The organism is Nocardioides sp. 31GB23, from assembly GCF_040012395.1.
GTDB lineage: Bacteria > Actinomycetota > Actinomycetes > Propionibacteriales > Nocardioidaceae > Nocardioides > Nocardioides salarius.
Window position 1 is genome coordinate 1 of record NZ_JBDYKJ010000059.1, and the last position, 22,575, is coordinate 22,575.

Consider the following 22,575-nt stretch of genomic DNA (forward strand, 5'->3'; position numbering starts at 1 on the left):
GGAGTAGACGTCCTTGATCGCGCAGAGGTACAGCTTGCCCTCGCCGGTGCGGTGCTCGGTTATGTCGGTCAGCCACAGCTGATTCGGGGCGTCGGCGTTGAACTCGTGGCGGGTCACGCCGTGCTTGTCGACCACGGCGCACAGGTCGTCGTGGACCGGTGGGCCGGGCTTCTTGGTCTTGCCGCGCTTGGGCTTGCCGAACGCGCTCCACCAGCCGTTGCTCGAGCAGATCCGCCACGCGGTCCGCGCGGCCATCGACTCGCCCGCCTCGAGGGCTTCATCGACGAGGAAGCGGTAGCCGAACTCGGGGTCATCGCCGTGGGCGTCGAACAGCGCGTTGGCCCGGTAGGCCTCGACCAGCTCAGCGTCGCTGACCGGTGCTGCCAACCAGCGGTAGTAGGGCTGACGAGCGATCTTGAGCACCCGGCACGTCACCGTCACGGGCACCCGGATCGGGGCATCCTTGGCGGCCAGCTCGCGGACGAGCGGGTACATCATTTTCCCGGCAGGTTGGCCTGGGAGAGATAGGCCGCCGCGCGGCGCAGGACCTCGTTCTCCTGCTCCAGCAGCCGCAACCGCTTACGAAGCTCGCGGTTCTCAGCAGCCTGCTCGCTCGTCGGGCCGGGCTTGGCGCCGTCCTCGACGTCGGCCTTCTTCATCCAGCCCGTCAAGCAGGACTCGCTGATCCCGAAGTCAGCAGCGATCTGCTTGAGGTGGACGCCTGGCTCACGGCTGCGCGCGACGCGCACGACGTCATCACGGAACTCCTGGGGGTAGGGCTTGGGCACGGTGTACATCCTTCCAGCGGCACCTCTCGGCACCACAGATCAGATGTCACCTACTCGTGCAGCAGTCCCATCCGCCACGCAGCCGTCCTGTGTGGCGTGTTGCGCCGAACCGTCGACGGCTGGCCGACGGGGCGTACTGGACCCGCGTTCAGCTACGGCGCATCCGCGCCGCTCCCTGTGTGTCCCGGCTGTGGTGCGTTGTGTGTACCGCAGACACACGAAGTGATGGCCTCAGGAACAGCAAAACGGCCCCGTTCCTGCGTTTCCGCAGGTCAGAGGCCGTTCTCCGTAATCCCATGTCTTGCGCGCCTGTAGGGATTCGAACCCCAAACCTTCTGATCCGTAGTCAGATGCTCTATCCGTTGAGCTACAGGCGCCCGTCGCGCGGCATGCCGTGCGACCCAAGGAGATTAGCGCAGACGCAGCACGAGCCGAAATCGGGCCCGGGTCGCGGACTCACCCACGCTCCACCCGTGCGTACGCCGCTCGGCCTGGGCTGCCGGTCAGGCCGTGCACGAGGGTGCTGCCGGCCACGACCGCGGTGCCGGCGGTGACCACGAGCCCGCTGCAGGGCACCCGCCCGCCCACCTCGAGCAGGTAGTAGAGCGCGGAGACCCCGATCGGCCCGAACCAGCCGAGGAAGAGCGCGTCGCGGCGGGGCAGCCGCAGGACCGGGGCGAGCGCCAGCAGCCACGGCAGCCGACGCAGGAGCAGCACCCCGACGACCAGCAGCACCAGTGCCCACCCGGTCTCGGCCCAGGCCGACCACGGCAGGGCGACGCCGAGCAGCACGAAGACCGGCAGCACGGCGTACTTGTTGAGCGCCTCGTCGATGGTCAGTGCGCGCACCCGGTCGTCGCTGGTCCAGGTCGCGTTCAGCACCAGCCCGGCCACGAAGACGGCGAGCACGGCGCCGACGTCGAGAAGGCGTGCGGCCGAGAGGACGCCGAGCGCCAGCACCAGGGTGAAGAGGACCGCCTGCGCCGGGCTCGTGTCCCGGTGCTGCTCGCCCAGCCGCACCGCCCGGCCGGCACCCCACCCGGCGGCGGCCCCGAGCGCCAGCGCACCCAGGACGCTGCGCAGCACCTCGAGGCCGGCCTCACCGGCGGTCAGCGGACCGGCGACCGCCACCGCCACCACGACCAGCGGCAGAGCCAGGCCGTCGTTGGCGCCCGACTCCAGCGACAGCAGCTGACGGGTGCGCTCGTCGATGTCGCGCTCGGCCGGCCCGCCGGTCACCACGCTCGAGCTGAGCACCGGGTCGGTGGGGCAGACCGCGACGCCGAGCAGGAGGGCCGCGGCGGCGCCCAGCCCGGCGGTCGGCCCCAGCACCGCCCAGGCGACGCCGGCCGACGCCAGCGCCATCACCGGCATCAGCACTCCCAGCAGGAGCCCCACCGAGCCCGCGCGGCGGCGTACGTCGGCGATCGGGTAGCGCAGGGCGATCGCCATCATCGACACCGCGAGCAGCACCACCGCCACCTCCCGGAGCTCGTGAGAGCCCGCGCCCAGCGCGGGCAGCACCGCCCACCCGAGCACCTGGGGCCCCACCAGCACCCCGGCCACCACCGCCAGCAGCGGCTCGGAGACCGGCAGCCGGTCGATGCTGGAGGACAGGGCGGCGACCCCCAGACCCAGGACCGCCACCACGACGACGACCACCTCGACGTGCATGGGACCACCCGACCCGTCCGCCCCCGGCGCCCGCTTCACCCGCCCGAGCGGGTCTCATGCGCCCCGAGGCAGCCGTGTGACCAGGCACACACCGCGTTGAACGATCCAATATGCGGGGTTAAAAAGCGGCGGTACATTCGCCGAAGTCCCAGGCGGGGACCCTCATCGGCACCGCACCAGGACCCTACAAAAGTCGCCGGCAACGAGGCCACGCGATCCACACCAGCTCCACGACACACCGTCGATACGCTCGACGGCCGGGGCGCCGTCCCCGCATCCGCGAGGCCAGGCCCCGCGAATGCGCGAGAGGTAAGAGGCAGATGACCGCCCACCAGGCACTCACCGACGCTCCCACGACCCACCAGGGCATCCTGGACTTCGTCGCGGAGGTCGCGGCGATGACCAAGCCCGACGAGATCTACTGGTGCACCGGCTCCGACGAGGAGTGGACCAAGCTGACCGACGCGCTCGTCGGCACCGGCACGTTCACCCAGCTCAACCCGAGCATCAAGCCGAACTCGTACTACGCGGCTTCCGACCCCATCGACGTGGCGCGCGTCGAGGACCGCACCTACATCTGCTCGGTCGACGAGAAGGACTGCGGGCCCACCAACAACTGGATGGCGCCCGACGAGATGAAGTCGATCATGCGCGGTCTCTACGACGGATGCATGACCGGTCGCACCATGTACGTCATCCCCTTCGTGATGGGTCACCTCGAGTCCGAGAAGCCGATGTTCGGCATCGAGCTGACCGACTCCGCCTACGTCACCGCCTCGATGCGCGTCATGGCCCGGATGGGCGCCAAGGTCCTGGACCGGATGACCGAGCTCGACGCCGACTTCGTGCAGGCCGTGCACTCCGTGGGCCACCCCCTCGCCGAGGGCCAGGCCGACGTGAAGTGGCCCTGCAACGACACCAAGTACATCGTGCAGTTCCCCGAGGAGCGCGCGATCTGGTCCTACGGCTCCGGCTACGGCGGCAACGCCCTGCTGGGCAAGAAGTGCTACGCGCTGCGCATCGCCTCGGTGATGGCCCGCGACGAGGGCTGGCTCGCCGAGCACATGCTGATCCTCAAGCTCACCAGCCCCCAGGGCGTGACCAAGTACGTCGCCGCGGCCTTCCCCAGCGCCTGCGGCAAGACCAACCTGGCGATGCTGCAGCCCACCATCCCGGGCTGGAAGGTCGAGACGCTCGGCGACGACATCGCCTGGATGCGCATCGGCGAGGACGGGCGCCTCTGGGCGGTCAACCCCGAGTACGGCTTCTTCGGCGTGGCGCCGGGCACCAACGAGCACACCAACCCCAACGCCATGCGCACCATCAACAAGGGCAACTCGGTCTTCACCAACGTCGCGCTCACCGAGGACGGCGACGTGTGGTGGGAGGGCCTGGAGAACCCGCCGGCGAAGGCCACCTCGTGGAAGGGCGAGCCCTGGACCCCCGAGTCCGACGAGCTCTCCAGCCACCCCAACAGCCGCTACTGCACCCCGATCAAGCAGTGCGACATCCTCGCGGCCGAGTACGACGACCCGCGCGGCGTGCCGATCGACGCCATCCTCTTCGGTGGTCGCCGCAAGACCACCGTGCCGCTGGTCTTCGAGGCCCGCGACTGGACCCACGGCACCTTCCTCGGCGCCACCCTCTCCTCGGAGACCACCGCCGCCGCGACCGGCGCGGTCGGCGTGGTGCGCCGCGACCCGATGGCGATGCTGCCCTTCATCGGCTACAACGCCGGTGACTACTTCAGCCACTGGATCAACATCGGCAAGGACAACGACGCCTCCAAGCTGCCGCGGATCTTCTACGTCAACTGGTTCCGCCGCGCCCAGCTCGATGACGGGAGTGAGGGCGGCTTCCTGTGGCCCGGCTTCGGCGAGAACAGCCGCGTGCTGAAGTGGGTCGTGGAGCGCATCGACGGCCAGGCCGCCGCCGTGGAGACCCCCATCGGCCACGTCCCGACCCCGGAGTCGCTCGACACCGAGGGCCTCGACATGAGCGACGAGGCGCTGCTGGCCGCGCTCGAGGTCGACGCCGAGGAGTGGAAGGCCGAGATCCCGCAGATCCAGGAGTGGTTCGAGAAGTTCGGCGACGACCTGCCGGGCGTGCTCTGGACCGAGCTCGACGGCCTCAAGGCCCGCCTGGGCGTCTGAGCCACCCGCGCGCCCCGCGCGCCAGCACCGGACCCCGCTCCCCCACCGGGAGCGGGGTCCGTGCATTCCGGTCGGCCCCGCGGGGTACACCCGTGTGACAGGATCGCCCTCTCGGAGTCCCGCCGCCGGGCAGTCCCCCGGCAGACCCGCACCCAGGGCGCACCCGCCCCGTCAGCACAGGAGGACCAGGTGTCGAGCTACGGACCCGAGCACCGTGCGCTGCTGGAGTCGCAGGCAGCGCCGTTGTACGAGGCGGCCGTCGCCGAGGGCGGGCTGCGCACCGACGACCCCCGCCTCGCCGAGGAGGCCGAGACCCGCCCCGCGTTCGACCTGCTCGTCGAGCTGGGCCTGCTGCACCTGGACCCCGAGGGCGCGTCGTACCTGCCCGAGGACCCGACCAGCGTGCAGTCGCGGGTCGTCTCGCCGTTGAGCCAGGACGCCGGCCGCCTGCTCGAGGAGTCCTCGCAGTGGGCCCGGGCCTTCGGCGGCCTGGCCCAGACCTGGCGACGCGCCCCGCACAGCGAGCGCGGCGGGCCGTTCACCTACCTGCGCGACCACGCCATCAGCACCTACCTCGACGGTCTCGTGGCCGAGGTCGAGGAGGAGATGCTCACCGCCCAGCCGCAGGCCGGCCGCGACGCCGCCACGCTCGAGGCCGCCGCCCGGCGTGACATCGCGGCGCTCGAACGGGGCGTGCGCATCCGCACGCTCTACCAGCACAGCGCCCGGCGCAGCACGGTCACGCACCGCTACGTGGCGTCGGTGACCGAGCGGGGCGCGGAGGTCCGCACCCTCGACGAGTTCTTCAACCGGATGATCGTCGTCGACCGGCGGGTCGCGGTGATCCCGGGCGGCGACGACCTGCGGGTGGCCATCGCGGTGCGCGAGCCGTCGGTGGTGGCCTACCTCGTCGACGTCTTCGAGCGGGCCTGGGAGCGCGGGCGCGCCTTCACCAACAAGGACACCTCGATGCTCAAGGACATCGCCGTGGAGCAGCGGCAGATGACCATCAGGATGCTCGTCGAGGGCCACGCCGACCCGGTCAGCGCCAAGCGCCTGGGCGTCAGCCCCCGGACCTACGCCGGCTACGTCGCGGATCTCAAGGACGAGTACGAGGCGGAGACCCGCTTCCAGCTGGGCTACACCATGGGCCGCCTGGGCCTCTCGGGCACCGAGTCGGACGCCTCGCGGGCCGGGTCGCGCACGGACCCCGACGACGCGGCCGAGGGCGAGGGCTGAGGACGCACCAGAGGCCCCACCGGGACGGATGGGGCCTCTGGTGAACGGCGACGCCGCAGCGGGGGGACGCTGGCGTCAGCCGGTCAGGGGGCGACTGAGGGGGGACGGCTCAGGGCGCCTTGCGGCAGTAGCCGCCGCAACCCCAGCTGCTGTCCATGGCCTGGGCGGGGGCCACGAACCCGAGCATCCCGACGGTGACGGCGGTGGTGGCGACGACGAGCCCGGCCTTGCGGACGATCTTCATGGTGAACCTTCCTGGTGCTCCGGTCGGGCCAGGTCGTGGCCCGTGGGGTCCGAGTCTGCCCCAGCCACGGCCCCGCGACACCGTGAGCGCCGGGCCATGTTCGTGCAATGCACAAACATGCAGACGGGCGCGTGGCGGCGGCAGGGCGCCCGGACCCGGACGTGGCACGACCCCCGAGGTCCTGGGGACCTGCGGGGGTCGTGCGCTGGCGGAGGCGGAGGGATTTGAACCCTCGATGGGGTTGTAGCCCCAAACCCGCTTAGCAGGCGGGCGCCATAGACCGGACTAGGCGACGCCTCCCGGCAGCGCCGACAGGCTACAAGGCCGGGGCCGCCCGCCACCAATCAGGGCGCCCGCGGACCTCAGCCGAGGGGCCGGTGGCCCTGGCCGGCCCGCAGGCGGCGCTGCATCTCGCGCACGAACTGCTCCCGGTCCACTGCCAGCGCCTCGACGGGGATCGTGGTGGCGCGCGCGTCCTCCAGGTGCAGCACGAGGCAGTCGATGCCGCGCACGGTGGTGGTCGCGGCCTGGCTCACCTCGCCCCACCGGGCCCGCTTCACGCCGGCACCGCGCACCGGCCCCACGACGTACCCCTCGCTCTCGGCGCGCAGCACGAAGGCCCGGTTGCGCAGCCACCAGCCCAGGCCGAAGACGCCCGCGACGCCCACGCCCAGCAGCACGACCAGCACGTCGGCGTTGACGCCGCTCACCGCGACGACGGCGGTGCCGGCGAACATCACCAGCGCCAGGGCCACGAGGCTGAGCCCGACCAGACGCACCGTGAATGCCTGCGCGAAGCGGTAGTCGTGCGGCGTGGGGAGCGGCGTACCGGACATGACCCGATTCCACACCACCGCTCTCGCGGGGCGCCACCCGGGCGCCCGGGCGCGGTCTTCTAGAGTGACCTGGCACGCGCCGGGCCCGGCGCGGGCACGGAGGGGTGCCGGAGTGGCCTATCGGAACCGCCTTGAAAGCGGTCGTAGGGAGACCTACCGCGGGTTCGAATCCCGCCCCCTCTGCCAGGCTCCCCGACGCCGTCGCTCAGCGGGTGAGGGTGAGCAGCAGGTCGCCCTCCTGGACGACGTCGCCCGGCGCGACCTTGATCGCCACCACGGTGCCGGCGTGCTCGGCGATGACCGGGATCTCCATCTTCATCGACTCCAGCAGCACCACCGTGTCGCCGACCTCGACGTGCTCCCCGGCGGCGACCGCCACCTCGAGCACGTTGGCGACCATCTCCGCCGCGATCTGCTGCACCTGTTCACGAGCCACGACTCGAACCTAGCCGTTACCGGCAGGTACGCCGGATCCGTCGCCCAGCGGTGCGAGGGACCGGCTCAGAGCAGCGCCTGGCCGCGCGCCGGCTCGGGCCGCCCGGCCGCCCGCTCCTCCGCGCGTCGCGCACGGCGACCGCGGGGCCCGGTCAGGCGCAGGTCGAGGCGGATCAGCGCGGCGCCGATGAGCACGCCGATCACCAGGCCGTAGCCGATCGAGAGGCCCACCTCGAGCAGCGCGACCGACGGGTTCATCATCGAGCTGGCCACCGACGCGGTGGCGGCCACGCCGAAGGCGCTGACCCACCAGCCCTGCCGGCGCCGGGCCCGCATGTGGCAGCCCCACACGAGCGCCGGCACGCCGAGCACGGTGGCGATGGGGCGCGGGAAGGCGCCCAGGTTCTCGCGTGACCAGCGCACCACGTCGAGCAGGTCGGTGACCATGGCGCCGGGGCCGTAGCGGCGCAGCAGCTCGGCGTAGGCCAGGGTGAGCAGCAGCAGCGCACCGCCCACCAGCACGATCAGCAGCCCGCGCCGGCCCAGGCCGTGGAACCCGGCGCCGAGGCGGAAGACCAGGGCGAAGACGCCCAGCAGCGCCAGGCCGAGGGTGGCGTACTCGAAGCTGACCACGCTGACCACCGGCTCGAAGCCGACCACCGCCAGCGCCCCGACGGCGGCGACGAGGGTGGCCAGCAGCGCCTCGCGGGCCGCGTGCCGCAGCCGGCGCGCCGGCACGGTGCCCATCACCGCCAGCACGGCGGCCACCACGCAGGTCCAGACCGCCGCCCCGGTGCGCAGCCGCTCCTCGTCGAGCACCAGCACCGCGACCCCGATGGCCACCGCGAGGGTGCCGAAGACCACCGGACGCCCGCCGGTGCGCGCGGCCAGCGCCCAGGTGAAGGCCCCGCCCACGGCGACCGACCCGACACCGGGCAGCCACGCCGGGCCCAGCTCGAGCACGCCCGCCACCAGCACCGCCAGCCCCCCGACCACCATGACCGACCAGGCCACCAGCGGCCAGCGCGAGCCGGCCAGGCGGTCGACCGAGCTGCTGACCTGCGCGAGGCGGAGGGAGACGGCTGACGACACGTCGACGAAGGCTACAACCGGCAGTTGGCCAGCGACGGGTTGGTGCGGCGCGCCTCGGCCAGCCGAGCGAGGTCCACCACACCCTCGACCAGTCCCGCGTCGGGACCGGCCTCGGCGAGCACGTCGCCCAGCGGGTCGACGAGCATGGAGTGCCCGCTGTAGCGCGGCGCGGGCTGCCCCGCGGCAGCGACGTACACGGTGTTCTCGATCGCGCGGGCGCGCAGCAGGGTGCGCCAGTGCTCGACCTTGCGCTCGCCGGCCACCCAGGCCGCCGGCACCAGCAGCAGCTCGGCGCCGGCGTCGACCAGCAGCCGGGCCAGCTCGGGGAAGCGCAGGTCGTAGCAGGTCATCAGCCCCACCCGGACGCCGCCGACATCGACCAGCGCCGGGGTCGGCTCGCCGGCGCTCAGCCGGTCGGACTCGCGGTAGCCGAAGGAGTCGTAGAGGTGGATCTTGCGGTACTCCGCCTCCGCGGCGCCGCGCACCAGCAGCGTGTTCCAGGGCCGCTGCGGGTCGGGACCGGTCTCGAACATGCCGGCCACGACCGTCGTACGCCGCTCGTCGGCCACGCGGGCCAGCTCGGCGCCGAAGGGGCCGTCGACCGCCTCGGCGTCGGCGCTGACGTCGGAGCCGGCGGAGCCGAAGTCGCGGGCGAACGCCTCGGGCAGCACGACGAGGTCGTGGCCCTCGGGCACCACCTGCGCCAGGCGGGCGCGGTTGACGGCGGGATCGGTGTCGGAGGCCTCCTGGACCAGGGCGACGCGCAGCGTGGTCATGGACACCAGCCTGCCAGCCGCGGGCGCTGCTGCCATCCTGCTGGCGTGGAGCCCGACGACCTGAGCGACCTCGCGGACCCGTCCTTCAGCGCCGTGGTGCTGGCCGGGGGCACCGCCGTGCGCCTCGACGGGGCCGACAAGGCCTCGGTCGAGCTGCACGGGCGCACCCTGCTGACCCACGCCCTCGACGCCTGCCTCGACGCCAGGGAGGTGGTCGTGGTGGGCGACCCGGTGCCGACCCACCGGCCGGTCACCTTCACCCGCGAGGACCCCCGCCACGGCGGGCCGGTCGCGGCCCTGCTGACCGGGCGCGACGCGCTGCTGCGCCCGGCGCGTCTGCTCGGGGTGCTCGCCGTCGACATGCCGCACGTGGGCCCGGGGACCTTCGCCCGGCTGCGGAGGGCGGTCGGCGGCAGGGTGGACGCGCCGGTCGAGCGCGACGGGGCGGTGCTGGTGGCCCCCGACGGGCGGCACGCGCTGGCGCTGGTGCTGCGCACCGACCGGCTCGACGACGTACGCCCCACCCACGAGGAGCAGCACGGCATGGCGCTGCGGCGCCTCCTGGCCCGCCTCGACCTCGCCGAGGTCCCCGCCCTGGGCCGCGAGCACCGTGACGTCGACACCTGGGCCGACCTGCGCGACCTCGCCGACGACTGACCCGTCCCCCTGCGCCGGGTCGTGGTCTGGGTCGTGGCCTGGGTCGTGGCCTGGGTCGTGGTCCCCTGACGCGTCCTGGCGCGTCCTCAGGCACACGACCCGGACCACGACCTGGACGACGAGGTACGCCGGTGTTGCGCCGGACGGGCCGGGTCGCCAGGCTTTGCCCGTGAACCTCCACGACTGGATCGACGAGCTCTGCGACGCCCTCGACCTCGACACGGAGGTCGACGAGGCGTTGCTGCTCGACCTGGCCCGCGACGTGGCGCACGCCGTGGCGCGACCGGCCGCGCCGCTGTCGACGTACCTCCTCGGCCTCGCCGCGGGCGCCAGGGGCGGTGGCCCCGCCGTGGTCGAGGAGCTCGCCGAGCGGGTGCGCGCGCTGGCCGACGGCTGGGACCAGCCGGCCGCGACCGACACCCCCACCGCGGCGGCCGACGACCTGGGCACCGACGCCGCCCAGGACGACCTCGACGGGGCGACCGACCCGCTCACCGAGATCGAGGACCTCGACGACCTCCTGGGGCGCGACCCCGAGCCCGGGCGCCAGCCCGGCCACGAGGCCGCTGAGGAGGAGTAGGCGCGGCCCCTAGGGTGGGGGCATGCGTGCTGTCGTCGCCGAAGGGTCCGGCGGACCCGAGATCCTGTCCGTGGCCGAGCTGCCCGACCCCGCCCCGGGGCCCGGCGAGGTGCTGGTCGAGGTGGCCGCGGCCGGCCTCAACCGCGCCGACCTGCTGCAGCGCCAGGGCTTCTACCCGCCGCCGCCCGGCGCCTCCGAGGTCATCGGCATGGAGTGCTCCGGCACCGTCGCCGCGCTCGGCGAGGGTGTCGAGGGCTGGGCCGTGGGCGACGCGGTCTGCTGCCTGCTCGCCGGCGGCGGCTACGCGTCGTACGTCGTGGTGCCGGCGGGGCAGGTGATGCCGGTGCCCGACGGGGTCGACCTGGTCACGGCCGCCGCGCTGCCCGAGGTGGCGGCGACGGTGTGGTCGAACGTCTTCATGGTGGCCGGCCTGCGGCCCGAGGAGTCGCTGCTGGTGCACGGCGGGGCCGGCGGGATCGGCACCTTCGCGATCCAGCTGGCGCACGCGCTGGGGGCCCGGGTGCTGACCACGGGCGGCACCCCCGAGAAGCTCGCGTTCTGCCGCGAGCTCGGGGCCGACGTGGCCATCGACTACCGCGAGCAGGACTTCGTCGAGGTGGTGCGCCAGAGCACCGACGGCGGGGTCGACGTCGTGCTCGACAACATGGGCGCCAAGTACCTCGCCCGCAACGTCGAGGCCCTGGCCACCGAGGGACGGCTCGTCGTGATCGGCATGCAGGGCGGCACCAAGGCAGAGATCGACCTGAGCGTGCTGCTGCGCAAGCGCGCAGCGGTCATCGCCACCTCGCTGCGCTCGCGGCCCGTCAGCGAGAAGTTCGCCATCTGCGCTGCGGTCGTCGAGCACGTGTGGCCGCTGGTCGCCGACGGGTCGGTGCGCCCGGTGGTGCACGGCACGATGCCGCTGGAGCAGGTGCGCCAGGCGCACGAGCTGATGGGCTCCGGCGCGCACACCGGCAAGATCCTGCTCACCCTGTAGGGCCGCAGCGGCGCACCACGCCGCCTCCTAGGCTGGGGCCCATGAGCCAGCACCCCGACGAGCAGTCCCAGTCCGACGCCCCGTCCGACGCCCAGTCCGCGGGCCAGTCCGGCGACCAGGGCTCCCCCGCCGGGGAACAGGACCAGCACGTCGTCATCGTCGGCCCCGACGGCCAGCCGATGGGGACCCTGCCCGCCTCAGCGCTCGCACAGGCCCAGCAGCAGGACGACGAGGCCGGTGAGCGCTCGATCACCGAGCTGGTCGAGCAGCCGGCCAAGGTGATGCGCATCGGCAGCATGATCAAGCAGCTGCTCGAGGAGGTGAAGGCGGCCCCGCTCGACGAGGCGAGCCGCCAGCGCCTCAAGGGCATCCACCAGGCCTCGATCACCGAGCTCGAGGACGGGCTGGCGCCCGAGCTGGTCGAGGAGCTCGACCGGCTCTCGCTGCCCTTCACCGAGGAGGGCACGCCCAGCGAGGGCGAGCTGCGCATCGCGCAGGCCCAGCTGGTGGGGTGGCTCGAGGGCCTCTTCCACGGCATCCAGACCGCCATCTACGCCCAGCAGATGGCCGCCAAGGCCCAGTTCGAGCAGATGCGCCGCAGCCTGCCCGCCGGGCCGGGGGCCCACGGCGCCCAGCCGGGCCAGCCCGGTCAGCCGGGTCAGGCCCCGGGCGCCGACCACGGCGACTCCGGCGGCATGTACCTCTGACCCGCCCCGAACTTCGCACCGAGCCGGCCCGAACTTCGCACTGAGCCGGCCCGAACTTCACCCCGAGTCGGCCCGTCCTTCCCACGGTGTCGATCCAGGTCCGCAGTCGGAGGGCGCCGGCCGGGTCAGCGGGAAGTTTGCGCCGGGTCGGCGGGAAGTTTGGGCCGGGTCGGGGGGAGGTATGGGCCGGGTCGGCGGGAAGTTTGCGCCGGGTCAGCGGGAAGTTTGGGCCGGGTCGGCGGGAGGTTTGGGCCGGGTCAGCGGCGGGCGAGGCGGCGGGCCAGCACCAGGCCGAGGCCGCCGACCAGCACCATCGCGGCGCCCGGAGCCAGGGCCCGGGGCAGGGGGGTGGGCTCGGCGAGGTCGAGCCGCTCGAACTGCGCCGCGGGCGGCTCGGCGGCCACGGGCGGGCTCGGGTTGGGGAAGATCTCCTCGATGTCGCGCACCAGTGCCGCGTCGCGGGTGGCGGTGCCGCTGTCGCCGGCGGCCACGAAGCGGCCCTCGGTCTCGGGGTCGGCGCTGACGAAGAAGACGTAGGACTCCTCGTCCTGCAGGCGCCCCAGGTCACACCCGCCCGAGCTGCGGGTGGTGACGACCTCGACCTCGACCTCGGTGACCCGGCTGGTGCCCTTGTAGACCAGGTCGACGGCGACCTGGTGGGTCAGCTCGACGCCGCGCTGGCCACCCGAGCGGCGCTCGGCGCTGCTGGAGACCACGGTGCCGGAGAAGACGGCCTGGGCCTGGCGGGCCTGCGAGCTCACCGAGGTGTCGCTGTCGCACCGCTCACCGGTGGCTCCCGCGGGCGTCAGGAGGGCCCCCGCGCCGAGCAGCAGCCCCGACCCGAGGAGCACCGCGAGCACCAGGCTGCCCACCACCGCGAACGGCCCGGACGGGCGCGCGGTCAGTCGTCGAGGGCTCGGCACGCTGACATGAGACCAGATCACAGGTCGAACACACCAGCCAGGACCCGCGCCACGCCGTCGTCGTCGTGACCTGGGGCGACGTGGTCGGCGACCTCGGTGACCGTCGGGTGCGCGTCGGCCATGGCGTACGACGTGCCGGCCCACCCGAGCATCGGCAGGTCGTTGGGCATGTCCCCGAAGGCGATCACCTCGTCGGCGGCGATGCCGCGCTCGGCGCAGAGCAGCTCGAGCGTCGAGGCCTTGGTCACCTGCGGACCGCTGATCTCGAGCAGCGTGGTCGACGACGACCACGTGATCACCAGCCGGCCGCCGGTGACCTCCTCGGCGACGTCCCAGAACTCCTGGGGCGCCAGCTCCTCGTGGCGCGCGAGCAGCTTGAGGGCCGGGCCGTCGAAGAGCTCCTCGACCGGGGCGCGCCGGGCCGCGTCGGGCACCTGGTAGCGCTCCATGAAGCCGGGCTCGAGCTCGATGCCACGCATCGTCTCGACGGCGTACGACGTGCCGGGCACGGCCGTGCGCAGGGCCGCGCAGACCTCCAGCCCCAGCTGCGGCTCGATCGGCCGCTCGAGCACGGCGCGGTCGCCGGTGACGTCCCAGACCAGCGCGCCGTTGGAGATGATCGCCAGCCCGTGGGCGCCCACGTGCTCGAAGACGTCGGCGGCCCAGCGCAGCGGGCGGCCGGTGACGAAGACGACCGGCACGTCGCGGCGGTCGAGCTCGAGCAGCACCTCGCGGGTGTACGCCGACACGGTGCCGTCGCTGCGCACCAGCGTGCCGTCGAGGTCGGTCGCGACGAGCCGGGGCAGCCGGGGCACCCCGGCCGGCGGCACAGCGGCGCCGCTCACGGCGCGGCCACCGGCAGCGGGCGCACCATCACCAGGCGCCCGTCCTCGTCGGAGCCGCGCAGGCCGGTGAAACCGCAACGGGCGAGCACCCGCAGGCTGGCGCGGTCGTCGGGCTCGACCGCGGCACGCACCCGGACACCGGCCGCGTCGAGGGCCGCCACCAGCCCGGCCAGCGCCTCGCTGGCGAAGCCCCAGCCGCGCGCCTCGGGCACCAGCCCGAAGCCCACCTCGACCTCGGGCACCCCGTCGTCGGCGGGTGACGGCGCGCCGAAGCAGCCGATCGAGCCCAGCACGGTGCGCCCGCGCACCACGTGACGGGGGCTCCAGGCGCTGTGCGGCTCGTAGAGCGTCGCGGCGTCGCGGTCGTCGGGCCGCGGGTAGTCGGCGTGCCACTCGGGGCGCCGGCGCCCGGCGGCGATGTCGGCGGCCTCGCCGGGGCTCCACACCACGAGCAGCAGCCGCTCGGTGCGGACCTCCAGCGGCAGCACCCCCGGCTGCGGCACGGCGCTGCTCACGCGGGCCACCACCGCGACATCTCGACCGCCGCGCCGTCGTCGTCGACGGTCGAGGTCACCGCGTCGGCGACCGAGCGCACCTCCTCGACGGCCTGGCCCATCGCCACGCCGCGACCGGCCCAGGTGAGCATCTCGACGTCGTTGCGTCCGTCGCCGATGGCCAGCACGTCGGCGGCCTCGACGCCCAGCTCGCGGCACACGACCTCGAGGCCCGAGGCCTTCGAGACCCCGACCGGTGCCAGGTCGAGCCAGGCCGTCCAGCCCACGACGTAGTCGGTGCCGTGCAGGCCCAGCCGCCCGGCCAGCGCGACGAACTCCTCGACGGTGGCGTCGGGGTCGCGGATGATCACGCGGCTGACCGGCTCGGCGACCATCGACTCGACCTCGCTGAGGATCATCTCGCCCGACAGCTCGCCCATCGGGAAGTGCCGGTTGACCAGGTAGCCCCGGCCCCGTTCCTCGACGGCCACCAACGCCTGCGGGTGCTCGGTCAGCACCGCGGCGACCGCGGCGCGGGCGTCGAAGGTCTCCTCGTGCACCACCTGCATCGGCGGGTAGCGGAAGACCACGGCCCCGTTGGAGGCCACCACCCACACCGGGGAGTCCTCGGTGGCCAGGCCGAGCAGATCGGCGACCCCGGTCATCCCGTCGGGCGAGCGGCCCGAGGCGAGCACGACGTGCGCACCCTTCTCCTGCGCGCGGCGTACGGCGTCGTGGACCGCGGGGGTGATCTCCTCGTGGGAGGTGCCGGTGCCGTCGATCCAGCGCAGCAGGGTGCCGTCGATGTCGAGGGCGACCAGGCGCGGGGTCCAGGAGGTCATCGGGTGACCGGCTCGATGACCTTCAGGCCGCCCAGGTGGGGCTGGAGCGCGGCGGGCACCCGCACCGAGCCGTCGGCCTGCTGGTGGGTCTCGAGGATCGCCACGATGGTGCGGGTCATCGCGCACAGCGTGCCGTTGAGGGTGGCGACCGGGCGCATCTCGGTGCCCTTGTCGGTGGCGAAGCGCCCGCGGGTGTCGAGGCGGCGGGTCTGGAAGTCGGTGCAGTTCGAGGTCGAGGTCAGCTCGCGGTACTTGCCCTGGGTGGGGATCCAGGCCTCGCAGTCGAACTTGCGGATCGCCGAGAGCCCCAGGTCGCCGGCGGCGACGTCGATGACCTGGTAGGCCAGCTCGAGCTTGTCGAGGAACGCCTTCTCCCAGCCCAGCAGCCGCTGGTGCTCGGCCTCGGCGTCCTCGAGCGTGGTGTAGACGAACATCTCGACCTTGTCGAACCAGTGCACCCGGATGATGCCCTTGGTGTCCTTGCCGTGCGAGCCGGCCTCCTTGCGGAAGCAGGGGCTGAACGCGGCGTAGCGCAGCGGCAGGTCGTCGCCGTCGAGGATCTCGTCGGAGTGGTAGGCGGCCATCGGCACCTCGGAGGTGCCCACGAGGTAGAGCTCCTCGCCCTCGATGCGGTAGACGTCGTCGGCGGCCTGGCCCAGGAAGCCGGTGCCCTCCATGGCGCGCGGGCGCACCAGCGACGGCGGCACGACCTGGGTGAAGCCGGCCTCGCGGGCCTGCTCCATCGCCAGGTTGACCAGCGCCAGCTCGAGCTGGGCGCCGATGCCGGTGAGGAAGTAGAAGCGGCTGCCCGAGACCTTGGCGCCGCGCTCGATGTCGATCGCGCCGAGCATCCGGCCCAGCTCGACGTGGTCGCGCGGCTCGAAGCCCTCGGCGGCGAAGTCGCGGGGCGTGCCGACGGTCTCCAGCACCACGAAGTCGTCCTCGCCGCCCGGCGGGGTCTCCTCGGAGGTCAGGTTGGGCATCGAGGCCAGCGCGTCCTGCCAGGTCGCCTCGGCCTCGCCCTGCGCGGCCTCGGCGGCCTTGACGTCGGCCGCCAGCGTCTTGGTCTGCGCCAGCAGCGCCTGCTTCTCCTCGCCCTGGGCCTGGGGGATCTGCTTGCCGAGCTGCTTCTGCTCGGCCCGCTTCGTCTCGTACGCCGCGATGGCGGCGCGGCGAGCGGTGTCGGCGGCCAGGGCGCGGTCGACCACCTCGGCGGACAGGCCGCGCTTGGCGAGCGAGGCTCGGACGCGGTCGGGGTCGTCGCGCAGGATGCGGGGATCGATCATGGGGTGAAGGCTATCGCCGGGCCCCGCAGCGCCTCACCCCCGTTGTGGACAGCCGCGTCACCCATACTGGTCGGCGTGCTGGACCGCTCCCGATACGTGCTGCTGAGCTGGGCTGCTGCCTGCTTCGTGCTCTTCGCCCTCCTCGCCCTCGCCGTGTCCGGCGGATGGGGCCCGCTCTCGGGCCTCGACGACCGCGGGGAGCCGCTGGCGGCCGACGCGGTCGACGTCGACTGGCTCGACGCCCCGCTGCGGCTGGTCGAGACCGCGCTCGGCACGATCGGCATGACGGTGCTGACCGTGGTGCTGGCGGTGGCGATGTTCGCGCGCGGGCACCGGCGCGCGGCGGCGTACACGGTCGTGGTGATGGGGCTGGCCGCCCTGGCCACCACCGGCCTCAAGCTGCTCGTGGCCCGCGAGCGCCCCGACTGGCAGACCGAGGCGGGCTCGCTGACCAGCAACGCCTTCCCGTCGGGCCACGCCTCGTCGACGGCCGCCTACGCCACGGTCTGCGTGGTGCTGGCGATCATGCTCGTACGCCGCCTGGGCACCCGCCGCCTGGTGTACGCCGCCGCCGCGGTGCTGGTCGTCGTGGCCGGGCTCGACCGGGTGCTGCTGGGGCGCCACTACGCCACCGACGTGGTCGCGGGGGTGCTCCTCGGGGTCGGGGTGGGCCTGCTGGTGCTGGCGCTCTACTCGCCGCTGCCGCGCAGCCACGCGGTCAAGGCCGAGCCGCTGCCCGAGGCGATCCCGACGCAGCGGTGCCTCGCGGTGGTGCTGAACCCGATCAAGGTCGAGGACGAGGGCGCCTTCCGCCACACGGTCTCGGTGATGGCGGCCGAGGCCGGCTGGTCGGAGCCGACGTGGCACCTGACCACGATCGAGGACCCCGGCACCGGCATGGCCGCCGAGGCAGCGGTCGCGGGCGCCGACATGGTGCTGGTCTGCGGCGGCGACGGCACCGTGCGCGAGGTGTGCGCCGAGCTGGCCGGCACCGGCATCCCGGTCGGCATCGTGCCGGCCGGCACCGGCAACCTGCTGGCCCGCAACCTCGGCATCCCGCTCTACCTGCGCGCCGCGATCGACGTGGCCCTGACCGGGCAGGACCGGGCCATCGACATGGTCGCCGTCGAGGGCGACGGCATCGAGGGCACCCACTTCATGGTGATGGCCGGGATGGGCTTCGACGCCGCGATCATGGAGGGCGTCAACGAGGACATCAAGAAGCGGGTCGGCTGGCTGGCCTACGTGCTCAGCGGCCTGAAGTCGCTGATGTTCCCGTCGATGAAGGTGGAGGTCTCGGTCGACGGGGCCGAGTTCACCACCCACCGCGCGCGCACCGTCGTCGTCGGCAACGTCGGCTTCCTGCAGGCCGGGATGCCGCTGCTGCCCGACGCGACCATCGACGACGGCCAGCTGGACGTGGTGATCCTGCACCCGCGCAACTTCTTCGCCTGGATCCCGCTGGCCTGGCGGGTGCTGCTCAAGCGCAAGCACACCGACGAGCTGGTCGACCGCAAGACCGGCGCCTCGGTGGTGGTGCGCACCAAGGAGGAGACCCCCCGCCAGCTCGACGGCGACTCGATCGGCCCGGGCCGCGAGCTGCGGATGGAGTGCATCCACGGCCGGTTGCTGGTGCGCGTCCCGCGCTGACGGCCCGGCGCCGAGCCTGCGGCCTCAGCCGCGGGCGGCGGAGATCGCCTCCTCCTCCTCGGGGGAGAGCTGCTGGTCGCAGGTCCAGCCGGCGACCGACTTGGCGTAGGTGCGGGCCTCGCTGCGCCCGTGGATCGAGGTCAGCACGATCCCGAAGCCGGCGTCGTCGAGCAGGGCCACCGACCACGACAGGTGCCCGCCCATGTCGCCGAACGCGTCGTAGCGCACCACCGCGAGGTGGCGCAGCGCGTCGCGGGCCTCGGTGCGCAGCGCGGCGACCTCCTGGCGCAGCCCGACCACGTCCTCGGGCAGCGCGTCGGCACCTCCCGCCGACCCGGTCGGCGTACGCCGCAGGGCGTGGGCGGCGAGGGCGAGGGCGGCCAGGGAGACCACCAGGGAGACGACGGTGAGGGCGAGCACGCGGCCGACCCTAGACTCACCGCGTGCCCACCGTGCGACGCATCGCCTACCAAGGCGAACCCGGAGCGAACTCCCACATCGTGTGCCAGGAGCACTACCCCGACTGGGAGGCCCTGGCCTGCGCCTCCTTCGAGGACGTCTTCGCCGCCGTCGAGGGCGGCGAGGCCGACCTGGCGATGATCCCGATCGACAACTCGATCGCGGGCCGGGTCGCCGACATCCACCACTTCCTGCCGGCCTCGACGCTCTACATCGTGGGCGAGCACTTCCTGCGGATCCGCTTCCACCTGATGGCGGTCCCCGGCGCCGACCTGAGCACGATCCGCACCGTGCACAGCCACGTGCACGCGCTGGGCCAGTGCCGGCGCATCATCCGCGAGCACGGGCTGTCACCGCAGATCTCCGGCGACACCGCCGGGGCGGCCCGGGAGGTCGCCGAGGCCGGCGACCCGACCCAGGCGGCGATCTCGCCGCCGCTGGCCGCGGGCATCTACGGCCTCGAGGTGCTCGCCGAGGACGTCGAGGACGAGGAGCACAACACCACCCGCTTCGTGGTGCTCTCGCGCGACGCGAAGCCCGCGGAGCAGGGCTCGGGGCCGCTGGTCACGACGTTCGTCTTCAACGTGCGCAACCTGCCGGCCGCGCTCTACAAGGCGCTGGGCGGCTTCGCCACCAACGGCGTCAACATGACCAAGCTCGAGAGCTACATGGTCGACGGGCACTTCACCGCCACCCAGTTCCTGGCCGAGGTCGAGGGCCACCCCGACGACCCGCCGCTGCAGCGCGCGCTGGAGGAGCTGGCGTTCTTCACCACCGAGGTGAAGCTGATCGGCACCTACCCCGCCGACGCCTTCCGCGCCGAGTAGCCGCCCCGGTCCCGCCCCGGCGGAGCGGGCTAGGAGACCAGCACCGGCAGGGTCGGCTCGTGCAGCGACGGCGTCAGGGCCGCCCGCGGCCGGTCCCGGTAGTCGGCGAACGGGTCGTGCCCGCGGTCGTGGCGCTCCTGCAGCCGGCGCAGCAGCACCTCGATGGCGCGCTCGTGGGGCTGGGCCCGGCTGGGCGCCACGTCCACGCTGAGCAGGGCTCCCTGCAGCCAGTTGCGCAGCGTCTGCTCGTCGGCCGCGATGCCGACGGGCGTCGCGCCTCGCGGGCGGAAGGTCAGCGTCTGTGCCGACCTGTCGAAGGCGAGCCGGCTCGCCGAGATGCGGCGTACCTCGTGTGCGATGTCGAGCTCCACCATCAGACCCCCATGTCCTCCGTGGACCGCCGACGGCGGTGCCTGTGGCATACCCACCACACCGCAGTGGAAACCCAGGTGCGTGAAACATCCGTCAACACGGAGGGCGGGTAGGTTCGGCGCCGTGGACCCCACCGAGCCCCGCACCCAGGACCTCGGCTTCGCCCGCCTCGACGTCGACCGAGCCGCCCGCACCGGCGACCCGGAGGTCGTCCTGGGCCAGGGCAAGCGGCCCGAGCAGGTCGTCACCCTGCTCCGGACCCTGCACCGCGAGCACCCCGACCGGGCGGTGCTGGCGACCCGTCTGGCCCCCGAGGCGCTCGACCTCGTGGCCCGTGAGCTGCCGGAGGCCGCGGTCGACGACGTCGCCCGCGCCGCGACGCTGGGCCCGCTGCCGTCCCCGCAGGGCCTGGTGCTGGTCGTGGCGGCCGGCACCTCCGACGCCCCGGTGGCCGCCGAGGCCGCCCTCAGCGTGGCCGCGCACGGGGCCGGGGTCCGCCGCGTCGACGACGTCGGCGTCGCCGGGCTGCACCGCCTCCTCGCGGTGCGCGACGAGCTGGCCGCGGCCGACGCGCTGGTGGTGGTGGCCGGCATGGAGGGCGCGCTGCCGTCGGTGGTCGGCGGACTCGTCGGCGTGCCGCTGGTCGCGGTGCCCACGAGCATCGGCTACGGCGCCTCGCTGGGCGGGGTCTCGGCGCTGCTGGGGATGCTCAACAGCTGTGCGCCCGGCATCGGCGTGGTCAACATCGACAACGGCTACGGCGCGGGCGTGCTGGCGGCCCGGATCGCCCGGCAGAGCGCGCCCCGCGGCACCCGCGCAGCGCCCGGGGAGCAGCCGTGAGCCTCTGGGTCGACGCCACCGCCGGGGCCAGCGGCGACATGCTGCTCGGCGCCCTGGTCGGCGCCGGCGTGCCGGTCGAGGTGCTGCAGGGCGCCGTCGACGCGGTCTCCCCCGAGCCGGTCGCCCTGCGCGTCGAGCGGGTCCACCGGGCCGGCCTGGGCGCCACCCGGTGCCACGTCGAGGTCGCCGACAGCGCCACCCACCGCACCTGGCACGACGTACGCCGCCTGCTCGCCGCGGCCGACCTCGACGAGGCGGTGCGTGAGCGGGCCACCAGGGTCTTCGCGCGGCTGGCGACCGCCGAGGGCGCGGTGCACGACCACTCCCCCGACGACGTGGCCTTCCACGAGGTCGGTGCCCTCGACGCGATCGCCGACGTCGTCGGGGTCTGCGCCGGCGTGGCCCACCTGCTCGGCGTGCACGGCGGCCCCGTCGTGGTCAGCCCCGTGGCGGTCGGCTCCGGCCGGGTCGGTGCGGCCCACGGCTCGCTGCCGGTGCCGGTGCCGGCCGTGGTCGAGCTGCTGCGCGGCGTCCCGTCGTACGCCGGACCGGCCGGTGCGCCGCCCGCCGAGCTGTGCACGCCCACCGGCGCCGCGCTGCTGGTCGGCCTGGCCGACGACTGGGGCCCGCAGCCGGCGATGGCCGTCGCGGCCGTGGGGGTCGGTGCGGGCGGGCGCGACCCGGCGACCCACGCCAACGTGGTGCGGGTCCTGGCCGGCACGGCGCACGCGCCCGGCGCTCCCGGGGGCGGGCAGGACCCGCAGGAGCTGGTGGTCGAGGCCAACGTCGACGACCTCGACCCGCGGCTGTGGCCCGGGGTGCTGGCGGCGCTGCTCGCGGCCGGGGCCGCCGACGCGTGGCTGAGCCCGATCACCATGAAGAAGGGCCGCCCGGCCCACACCCTGTCGGTGCTGGTGCGCCCGGCACTGGCCGAGCGGGTGCGCGACGTGGTCTTCGCCCAGACCTCCACCATCGGGCTGCGCGAGCACGCCGTGACCAAGCGGGCCCTCGAGCGCGCGGTCGCGGCCGTCGAGGTCGACGGGGTGCAGGTGCGGGTCAAGGTCTCGCGGCACCGGGGCCGGGTCGTGACCGCCCAGCCCGAGTGGGACGATGTCGCGGCGGTGGCGCAGGCCACCGGCCGCCCCGCGCGCGACGTGCTCGCCGAGGCGCAGGCGGCGGCCCGGTCGCTGGTCGAGTGACCGGCCCAGGCTGAGAGACAGGTCGAGGAGGACCCCCGGTGGAGCTGAGCGCCCTGCTGATCACGTTCGGCACCATCTTCCTGGTCGAGCTGCCCGACAAGACGTTCCTGGCCACGCTGGTGCTCAGCACCCGCTACCGGCCGCTGCTGGTCTGGCTCGGGGTCGGCCTGGCCTTCACCGTGCAGACCGGCGTGGCGGTGCTGCTGGGCCGGGCGGTCTCGTTCCTGCCCGACGACCTGGTGCGCGGGCTGGCCGCGGTGATGTTCCTGGTCGGCGCCGCGCTGCTGGCGCGTGAGGCCCGGCAGGCCCGCGCCGACCAGGCCGACCAGGCAGATGACGAGGCGGCCGAGGGCGCCGAGATCCTCGAGCGGGCCGCCCCGGGGACCGGCTGGCGCGCGGTGCTCGCCTCGTTCCTCGTGCTCTTCGCCGCCGAGTGGGGCGACCTGTCCCAGCTGCTCACCATCACCCTGGTGGCGCGCTTCGACGCCGTGCTGCCGGTCTTCGTGGGCGCCCTGGCCGCGCTGCTCACCGTCAGCGCCCTCGCGGTGCTGGTCGGGCGGGCGCTCACGCGGCGGGTGCCGGTGCACGTGCTGATGTGGGGCGGGGCGACCGTCTGCCTGGCGCTGGCGAGCCTGACGGCGTACGAGCTCCTGGCCTGAC

The 22,575-nt window shown here is 73.8% G+C and carries 25 protein-coding genes, 3 tRNA genes and 1 pseudogene; 12 read left to right on the plus strand and 17 right to left on the minus strand.

Going from position 1 to position 22,575, the window contains the following annotated elements; all coding sequences use genetic code 11:
* The 4 genes and pseudogenes from ABKW28_RS17055 to ABKW28_RS17070 all read right to left on the minus strand — a co-directional run.
* A pseudogene (locus ABKW28_RS17055) lies at positions 1 to 498 on the minus strand (IS3 family transposase); the annotation flags it as partial.
* Positions 495 to 788: a transposase gene (locus tag ABKW28_RS17060; RefSeq protein WP_348611776.1), complete on the minus strand. Its 294-nt coding sequence runs from the start codon at positions 786 to 788 to the stop codon at positions 495 to 497. The gene ABKW28_RS17060 and the pseudogene ABKW28_RS17055, both read right to left, overlap by 4 nt.
* 304 nt (positions 789 to 1,092) lie before the next feature.
* Positions 1,093 to 1,165 (minus strand) — tRNA-Arg (locus ABKW28_RS17065).
* Between the two features lie 79 nt (positions 1,166 to 1,244).
* Positions 1,245 to 2,462 carry a cation:proton antiporter gene (locus tag ABKW28_RS17070; RefSeq protein ID WP_348611779.1) on the minus strand — a complete coding sequence of 406 codons (1,218 nt, stop codon included), beginning with the start codon at positions 2,460 to 2,462 and terminating at the stop codon, positions 1,245 to 1,247.
* 320 nt (positions 2,463 to 2,782) lie between these two features.
* Here ABKW28_RS17070 and ABKW28_RS17075 point away from each other — a divergent pair, with 320 nt between their 5' ends.
* Together ABKW28_RS17075 and ABKW28_RS17080 are read left to right on the plus strand one after the other, a co-directional pair.
* Complete coding sequence (locus ABKW28_RS17075; protein WP_348611782.1) at positions 2,783 to 4,615, plus strand: phosphoenolpyruvate carboxykinase (GTP); 1,833 nt, start codon at positions 2,783 to 2,785, stop codon at positions 4,613 to 4,615.
* A 189-nt stretch (positions 4,616 to 4,804) separates the two neighbouring features.
* Positions 4,805 to 5,854 (plus strand): LuxR family transcriptional regulator, encoded by a 1,050-nt coding sequence (locus tag ABKW28_RS17080; protein ID WP_348611785.1) that lies wholly within the window; start codon positions 4,805 to 4,807, stop codon positions 5,852 to 5,854.
* A gap of 109 nt (positions 5,855 to 5,963) precedes the next feature.
* On the opposite strand, the gene ABKW28_RS17085 is transcribed toward ABKW28_RS17080, so the two are convergent.
* From ABKW28_RS17085 to ABKW28_RS17095, 3 genes are all read right to left on the minus strand, one after another.
* Positions 5,964 to 6,098, minus strand: a complete 135-nt coding sequence (locus ABKW28_RS17085) for a hypothetical protein (RefSeq protein ID WP_264675530.1) — start codon at positions 6,096 to 6,098, stop codon at positions 5,964 to 5,966.
* A gap of 206 nt (positions 6,099 to 6,304) precedes the next feature.
* A tRNA-Ser gene (locus ABKW28_RS17090) sits at positions 6,305 to 6,398 on the minus strand.
* A 62-nt stretch (positions 6,399 to 6,460) separates the two neighbouring features.
* Positions 6,461 to 6,934, minus strand: a complete 474-nt coding sequence (locus ABKW28_RS17095) for a hypothetical protein (RefSeq protein ID WP_348611788.1) — start codon at positions 6,932 to 6,934, stop codon at positions 6,461 to 6,463.
* A 98-nt stretch (positions 6,935 to 7,032) separates the two neighbouring features.
* On the opposite strand from ABKW28_RS17095, the gene ABKW28_RS17100 reads away from it, so the two are divergent.
* A tRNA-Ser gene (locus tag ABKW28_RS17100) sits at positions 7,033 to 7,120 on the plus strand.
* A gap of 19 nt (positions 7,121 to 7,139) precedes the next feature.
* On the opposite strand, the gene ABKW28_RS17105 is transcribed toward ABKW28_RS17100, so the two are convergent.
* The 3 genes from ABKW28_RS17105 to ABKW28_RS17115 all read right to left on the minus strand — a co-directional run bounded on the left by ABKW28_RS17105 (position 7,140) and on the right by ABKW28_RS17115 (position 9,237).
* Positions 7,140 to 7,370 carry a biotin/lipoyl-binding carrier protein gene (locus ABKW28_RS17105; protein ID WP_193670864.1) on the minus strand — a complete coding sequence of 77 codons (231 nt, stop codon included), beginning with the start codon at positions 7,368 to 7,370 and terminating at the stop codon, positions 7,140 to 7,142.
* Between the two features lie 65 nt (positions 7,371 to 7,435).
* A complete protein-coding gene (locus ABKW28_RS17110) occupies positions 7,436 to 8,461 on the minus strand; it encodes a hypothetical protein (RefSeq protein ID WP_348611791.1) in 1,026 nt (341 codons plus the stop codon).
* Between the two features lie 11 nt (positions 8,462 to 8,472).
* Positions 8,473 to 9,237: a carbon-nitrogen hydrolase family protein gene (locus ABKW28_RS17115; protein ID WP_348611794.1), complete on the minus strand. Its 765-nt coding sequence runs from the start codon at positions 9,235 to 9,237 to the stop codon at positions 8,473 to 8,475.
* 45 nt (positions 9,238 to 9,282) lie between these two features.
* Here ABKW28_RS17115 and ABKW28_RS17120 point away from each other — a divergent pair, with 45 nt between their 5' ends.
* The 4 genes from ABKW28_RS17120 to ABKW28_RS17135 all read left to right on the plus strand — a co-directional run bounded on the left by ABKW28_RS17120 (position 9,283) and on the right by ABKW28_RS17135 (position 12,178).
* A complete protein-coding gene (locus ABKW28_RS17120) occupies positions 9,283 to 9,894 on the plus strand; it encodes an NTP transferase domain-containing protein (protein WP_348611797.1) in 612 nt (203 codons plus the stop codon).
* 169 nt (positions 9,895 to 10,063) lie between these two features.
* Positions 10,064 to 10,474 carry a DUF6457 domain-containing protein gene (locus tag ABKW28_RS17125; protein ID WP_348611799.1) on the plus strand — a complete coding sequence of 137 codons (411 nt, stop codon included), beginning with the start codon at positions 10,064 to 10,066 and terminating at the stop codon, positions 10,472 to 10,474.
* A gap of 22 nt (positions 10,475 to 10,496) precedes the next feature.
* Positions 10,497 to 11,471 (plus strand): NAD(P)H-quinone oxidoreductase, encoded by a 975-nt coding sequence (locus tag ABKW28_RS17130; protein ID WP_348611802.1) that lies wholly within the window; start codon positions 10,497 to 10,499, stop codon positions 11,469 to 11,471.
* A gap of 179 nt (positions 11,472 to 11,650) precedes the next feature.
* On the plus strand, positions 11,651 to 12,178 hold the full coding sequence (locus ABKW28_RS17135) for a bacterial proteasome activator family protein (protein WP_193670903.1): 528 nt from the start codon (positions 11,651 to 11,653) through the stop codon (positions 12,176 to 12,178).
* Between the two features lie 257 nt (positions 12,179 to 12,435).
* On the opposite strand, the gene ABKW28_RS17140 is transcribed toward ABKW28_RS17135, so the two are convergent.
* Genes ABKW28_RS17140 through serS form a run of 5 tightly spaced genes read right to left on the minus strand, consistent with a single transcriptional unit; the run spans position 12,436 to position 16,568 of the window.
* Entirely contained in the window at positions 12,436 to 13,101 is a 666-nt protein-coding gene (locus ABKW28_RS17140; RefSeq protein WP_348611805.1) for a hypothetical protein, read from the minus strand.
* Between the two features lie 17 nt (positions 13,102 to 13,118).
* Positions 13,119 to 13,946 carry a Cof-type HAD-IIB family hydrolase gene (locus tag ABKW28_RS17145; protein ID WP_348611808.1) on the minus strand — a complete coding sequence of 276 codons (828 nt, stop codon included), beginning with the start codon at positions 13,944 to 13,946 and terminating at the stop codon, positions 13,119 to 13,121.
* The gene (locus ABKW28_RS17150) at positions 13,943 to 14,461 is read right to left on the minus strand and encodes a GNAT family N-acetyltransferase (protein ID WP_341229840.1); all 519 of its coding nucleotides are present in this window, start codon (positions 14,459 to 14,461) and stop codon (positions 13,943 to 13,945) included. Before ABKW28_RS17150 ends, ABKW28_RS17145 begins: the two co-directional genes overlap by 4 nt.
* Positions 14,458 to 15,261 (minus strand): HAD family hydrolase, encoded by an 804-nt coding sequence (locus ABKW28_RS17155; RefSeq protein ID WP_348611859.1) that lies wholly within the window; start codon positions 15,259 to 15,261, stop codon positions 14,458 to 14,460. Before ABKW28_RS17155 ends, ABKW28_RS17150 begins: the two co-directional genes overlap by 4 nt.
* 17 nt (positions 15,262 to 15,278) lie before the next feature.
* On the minus strand, positions 15,279 to 16,568 hold the full coding sequence (gene serS / locus ABKW28_RS17160; protein WP_193670871.1) for a serine--tRNA ligase: 1,290 nt from the start codon (positions 16,566 to 16,568) through the stop codon (positions 15,279 to 15,281).
* Between the two features lie 75 nt (positions 16,569 to 16,643).
* On the opposite strand from serS, the gene ABKW28_RS17165 reads away from it, so the two are divergent.
* Positions 16,644 to 18,218 carry a YegS/Rv2252/BmrU family lipid kinase gene (locus ABKW28_RS17165; RefSeq protein ID WP_348611811.1) on the plus strand — a complete coding sequence of 525 codons (1,575 nt, stop codon included), beginning with the start codon at positions 16,644 to 16,646 and terminating at the stop codon, positions 18,216 to 18,218.
* 24 nt (positions 18,219 to 18,242) lie between these two features.
* Here the strand turns inward: ABKW28_RS17165 and ABKW28_RS17170 are convergent, their stop codons facing one another.
* Complete coding sequence (locus ABKW28_RS17170; protein WP_348611814.1) at positions 18,243 to 18,638, minus strand: DUF4446 family protein; 396 nt, start codon at positions 18,636 to 18,638, stop codon at positions 18,243 to 18,245.
* A gap of 23 nt (positions 18,639 to 18,661) precedes the next feature.
* Between ABKW28_RS17170 and ABKW28_RS17175 the strand changes: the two genes are divergently transcribed.
* Complete coding sequence (locus tag ABKW28_RS17175; RefSeq protein WP_348611817.1) at positions 18,662 to 19,504, plus strand: prephenate dehydratase; 843 nt, start codon at positions 18,662 to 18,664, stop codon at positions 19,502 to 19,504.
* A gap of 29 nt (positions 19,505 to 19,533) precedes the next feature.
* On the opposite strand, the gene ABKW28_RS17180 is transcribed toward ABKW28_RS17175, so the two are convergent.
* Positions 19,534 to 19,878: a hypothetical protein gene (locus tag ABKW28_RS17180; RefSeq protein WP_348611823.1), complete on the minus strand. Its 345-nt coding sequence runs from the start codon at positions 19,876 to 19,878 to the stop codon at positions 19,534 to 19,536.
* A 121-nt stretch (positions 19,879 to 19,999) separates the two neighbouring features.
* Here ABKW28_RS17180 and larB point away from each other — a divergent pair, with 121 nt between their 5' ends.
* Genes larB through ABKW28_RS17195 form a run of 3 tightly spaced genes read left to right on the plus strand, consistent with a single transcriptional unit; the run spans position 20,000 to position 22,574 of the window.
* Positions 20,000 to 20,716 carry a nickel pincer cofactor biosynthesis protein LarB gene (gene larB / locus ABKW28_RS17185; RefSeq protein ID WP_348611826.1) on the plus strand — a complete coding sequence of 239 codons (717 nt, stop codon included), beginning with the start codon at positions 20,000 to 20,002 and terminating at the stop codon, positions 20,714 to 20,716.
* A complete protein-coding gene (larC, locus tag ABKW28_RS17190; protein WP_348611829.1) occupies positions 20,713 to 21,915 on the plus strand; it encodes a nickel pincer cofactor biosynthesis protein LarC in 1,203 nt (400 codons plus the stop codon). Before larB ends, larC begins: the two co-directional genes overlap by 4 nt.
* A gap of 38 nt (positions 21,916 to 21,953) precedes the next feature.
* Entirely contained in the window at positions 21,954 to 22,574 is a 621-nt protein-coding gene (locus ABKW28_RS17195) for a TMEM165/GDT1 family protein (protein ID WP_348611832.1), read from the plus strand.
* Position 22,575 lies beyond the last annotated feature (1 nt).

Coding starts and splice junctions, on each gene's coding strand:
- ABKW28_RS17070 (WP_348611779.1), bottom strand. CDS start 2,462: ATGCACGTCGAGGTGGTCGTCGTCGTGGTGGCGGTCCTGGGTCTGGGG.
- ABKW28_RS17075 (WP_348611782.1), top strand. CDS start 2,783: ATGACCGCCCACCAGGCACTCACCGACGCTCCCACGACCCACCAGGGC.
- ABKW28_RS17085 (WP_264675530.1), bottom strand. CDS start 6,098: ATGAAGATCGTCCGCAAGGCCGGGCTCGTCGTCGCCACCACCGCCGTC.
- ABKW28_RS17095 (WP_348611788.1), bottom strand. CDS start 6,934: ATGTCCGGTACGCCGCTCCCCACGCCGCACGACTACCGCTTCGCGCAG.
- ABKW28_RS17115 (WP_348611794.1), bottom strand. CDS start 9,237: ATGACCACGCTGCGCGTCGCCCTGGTCCAGGAGGCCTCCGACACCGAT.
- ABKW28_RS17130 (WP_348611802.1), top strand. CDS start 10,497: ATGCGTGCTGTCGTCGCCGAAGGGTCCGGCGGACCCGAGATCCTGTCC.
- ABKW28_RS17135 (WP_193670903.1), top strand. CDS start 11,651: ATGGGGACCCTGCCCGCCTCAGCGCTCGCACAGGCCCAGCAGCAGGAC.
- serS (WP_193670871.1), bottom strand. CDS start 16,568: ATGATCGATCCCCGCATCCTGCGCGACGACCCCGACCGCGTCCGAGCC.
- ABKW28_RS17180 (WP_348611823.1), bottom strand. CDS start 19,878: ATGGTGGAGCTCGACATCGCACACGAGGTACGCCGCATCTCGGCGAGC.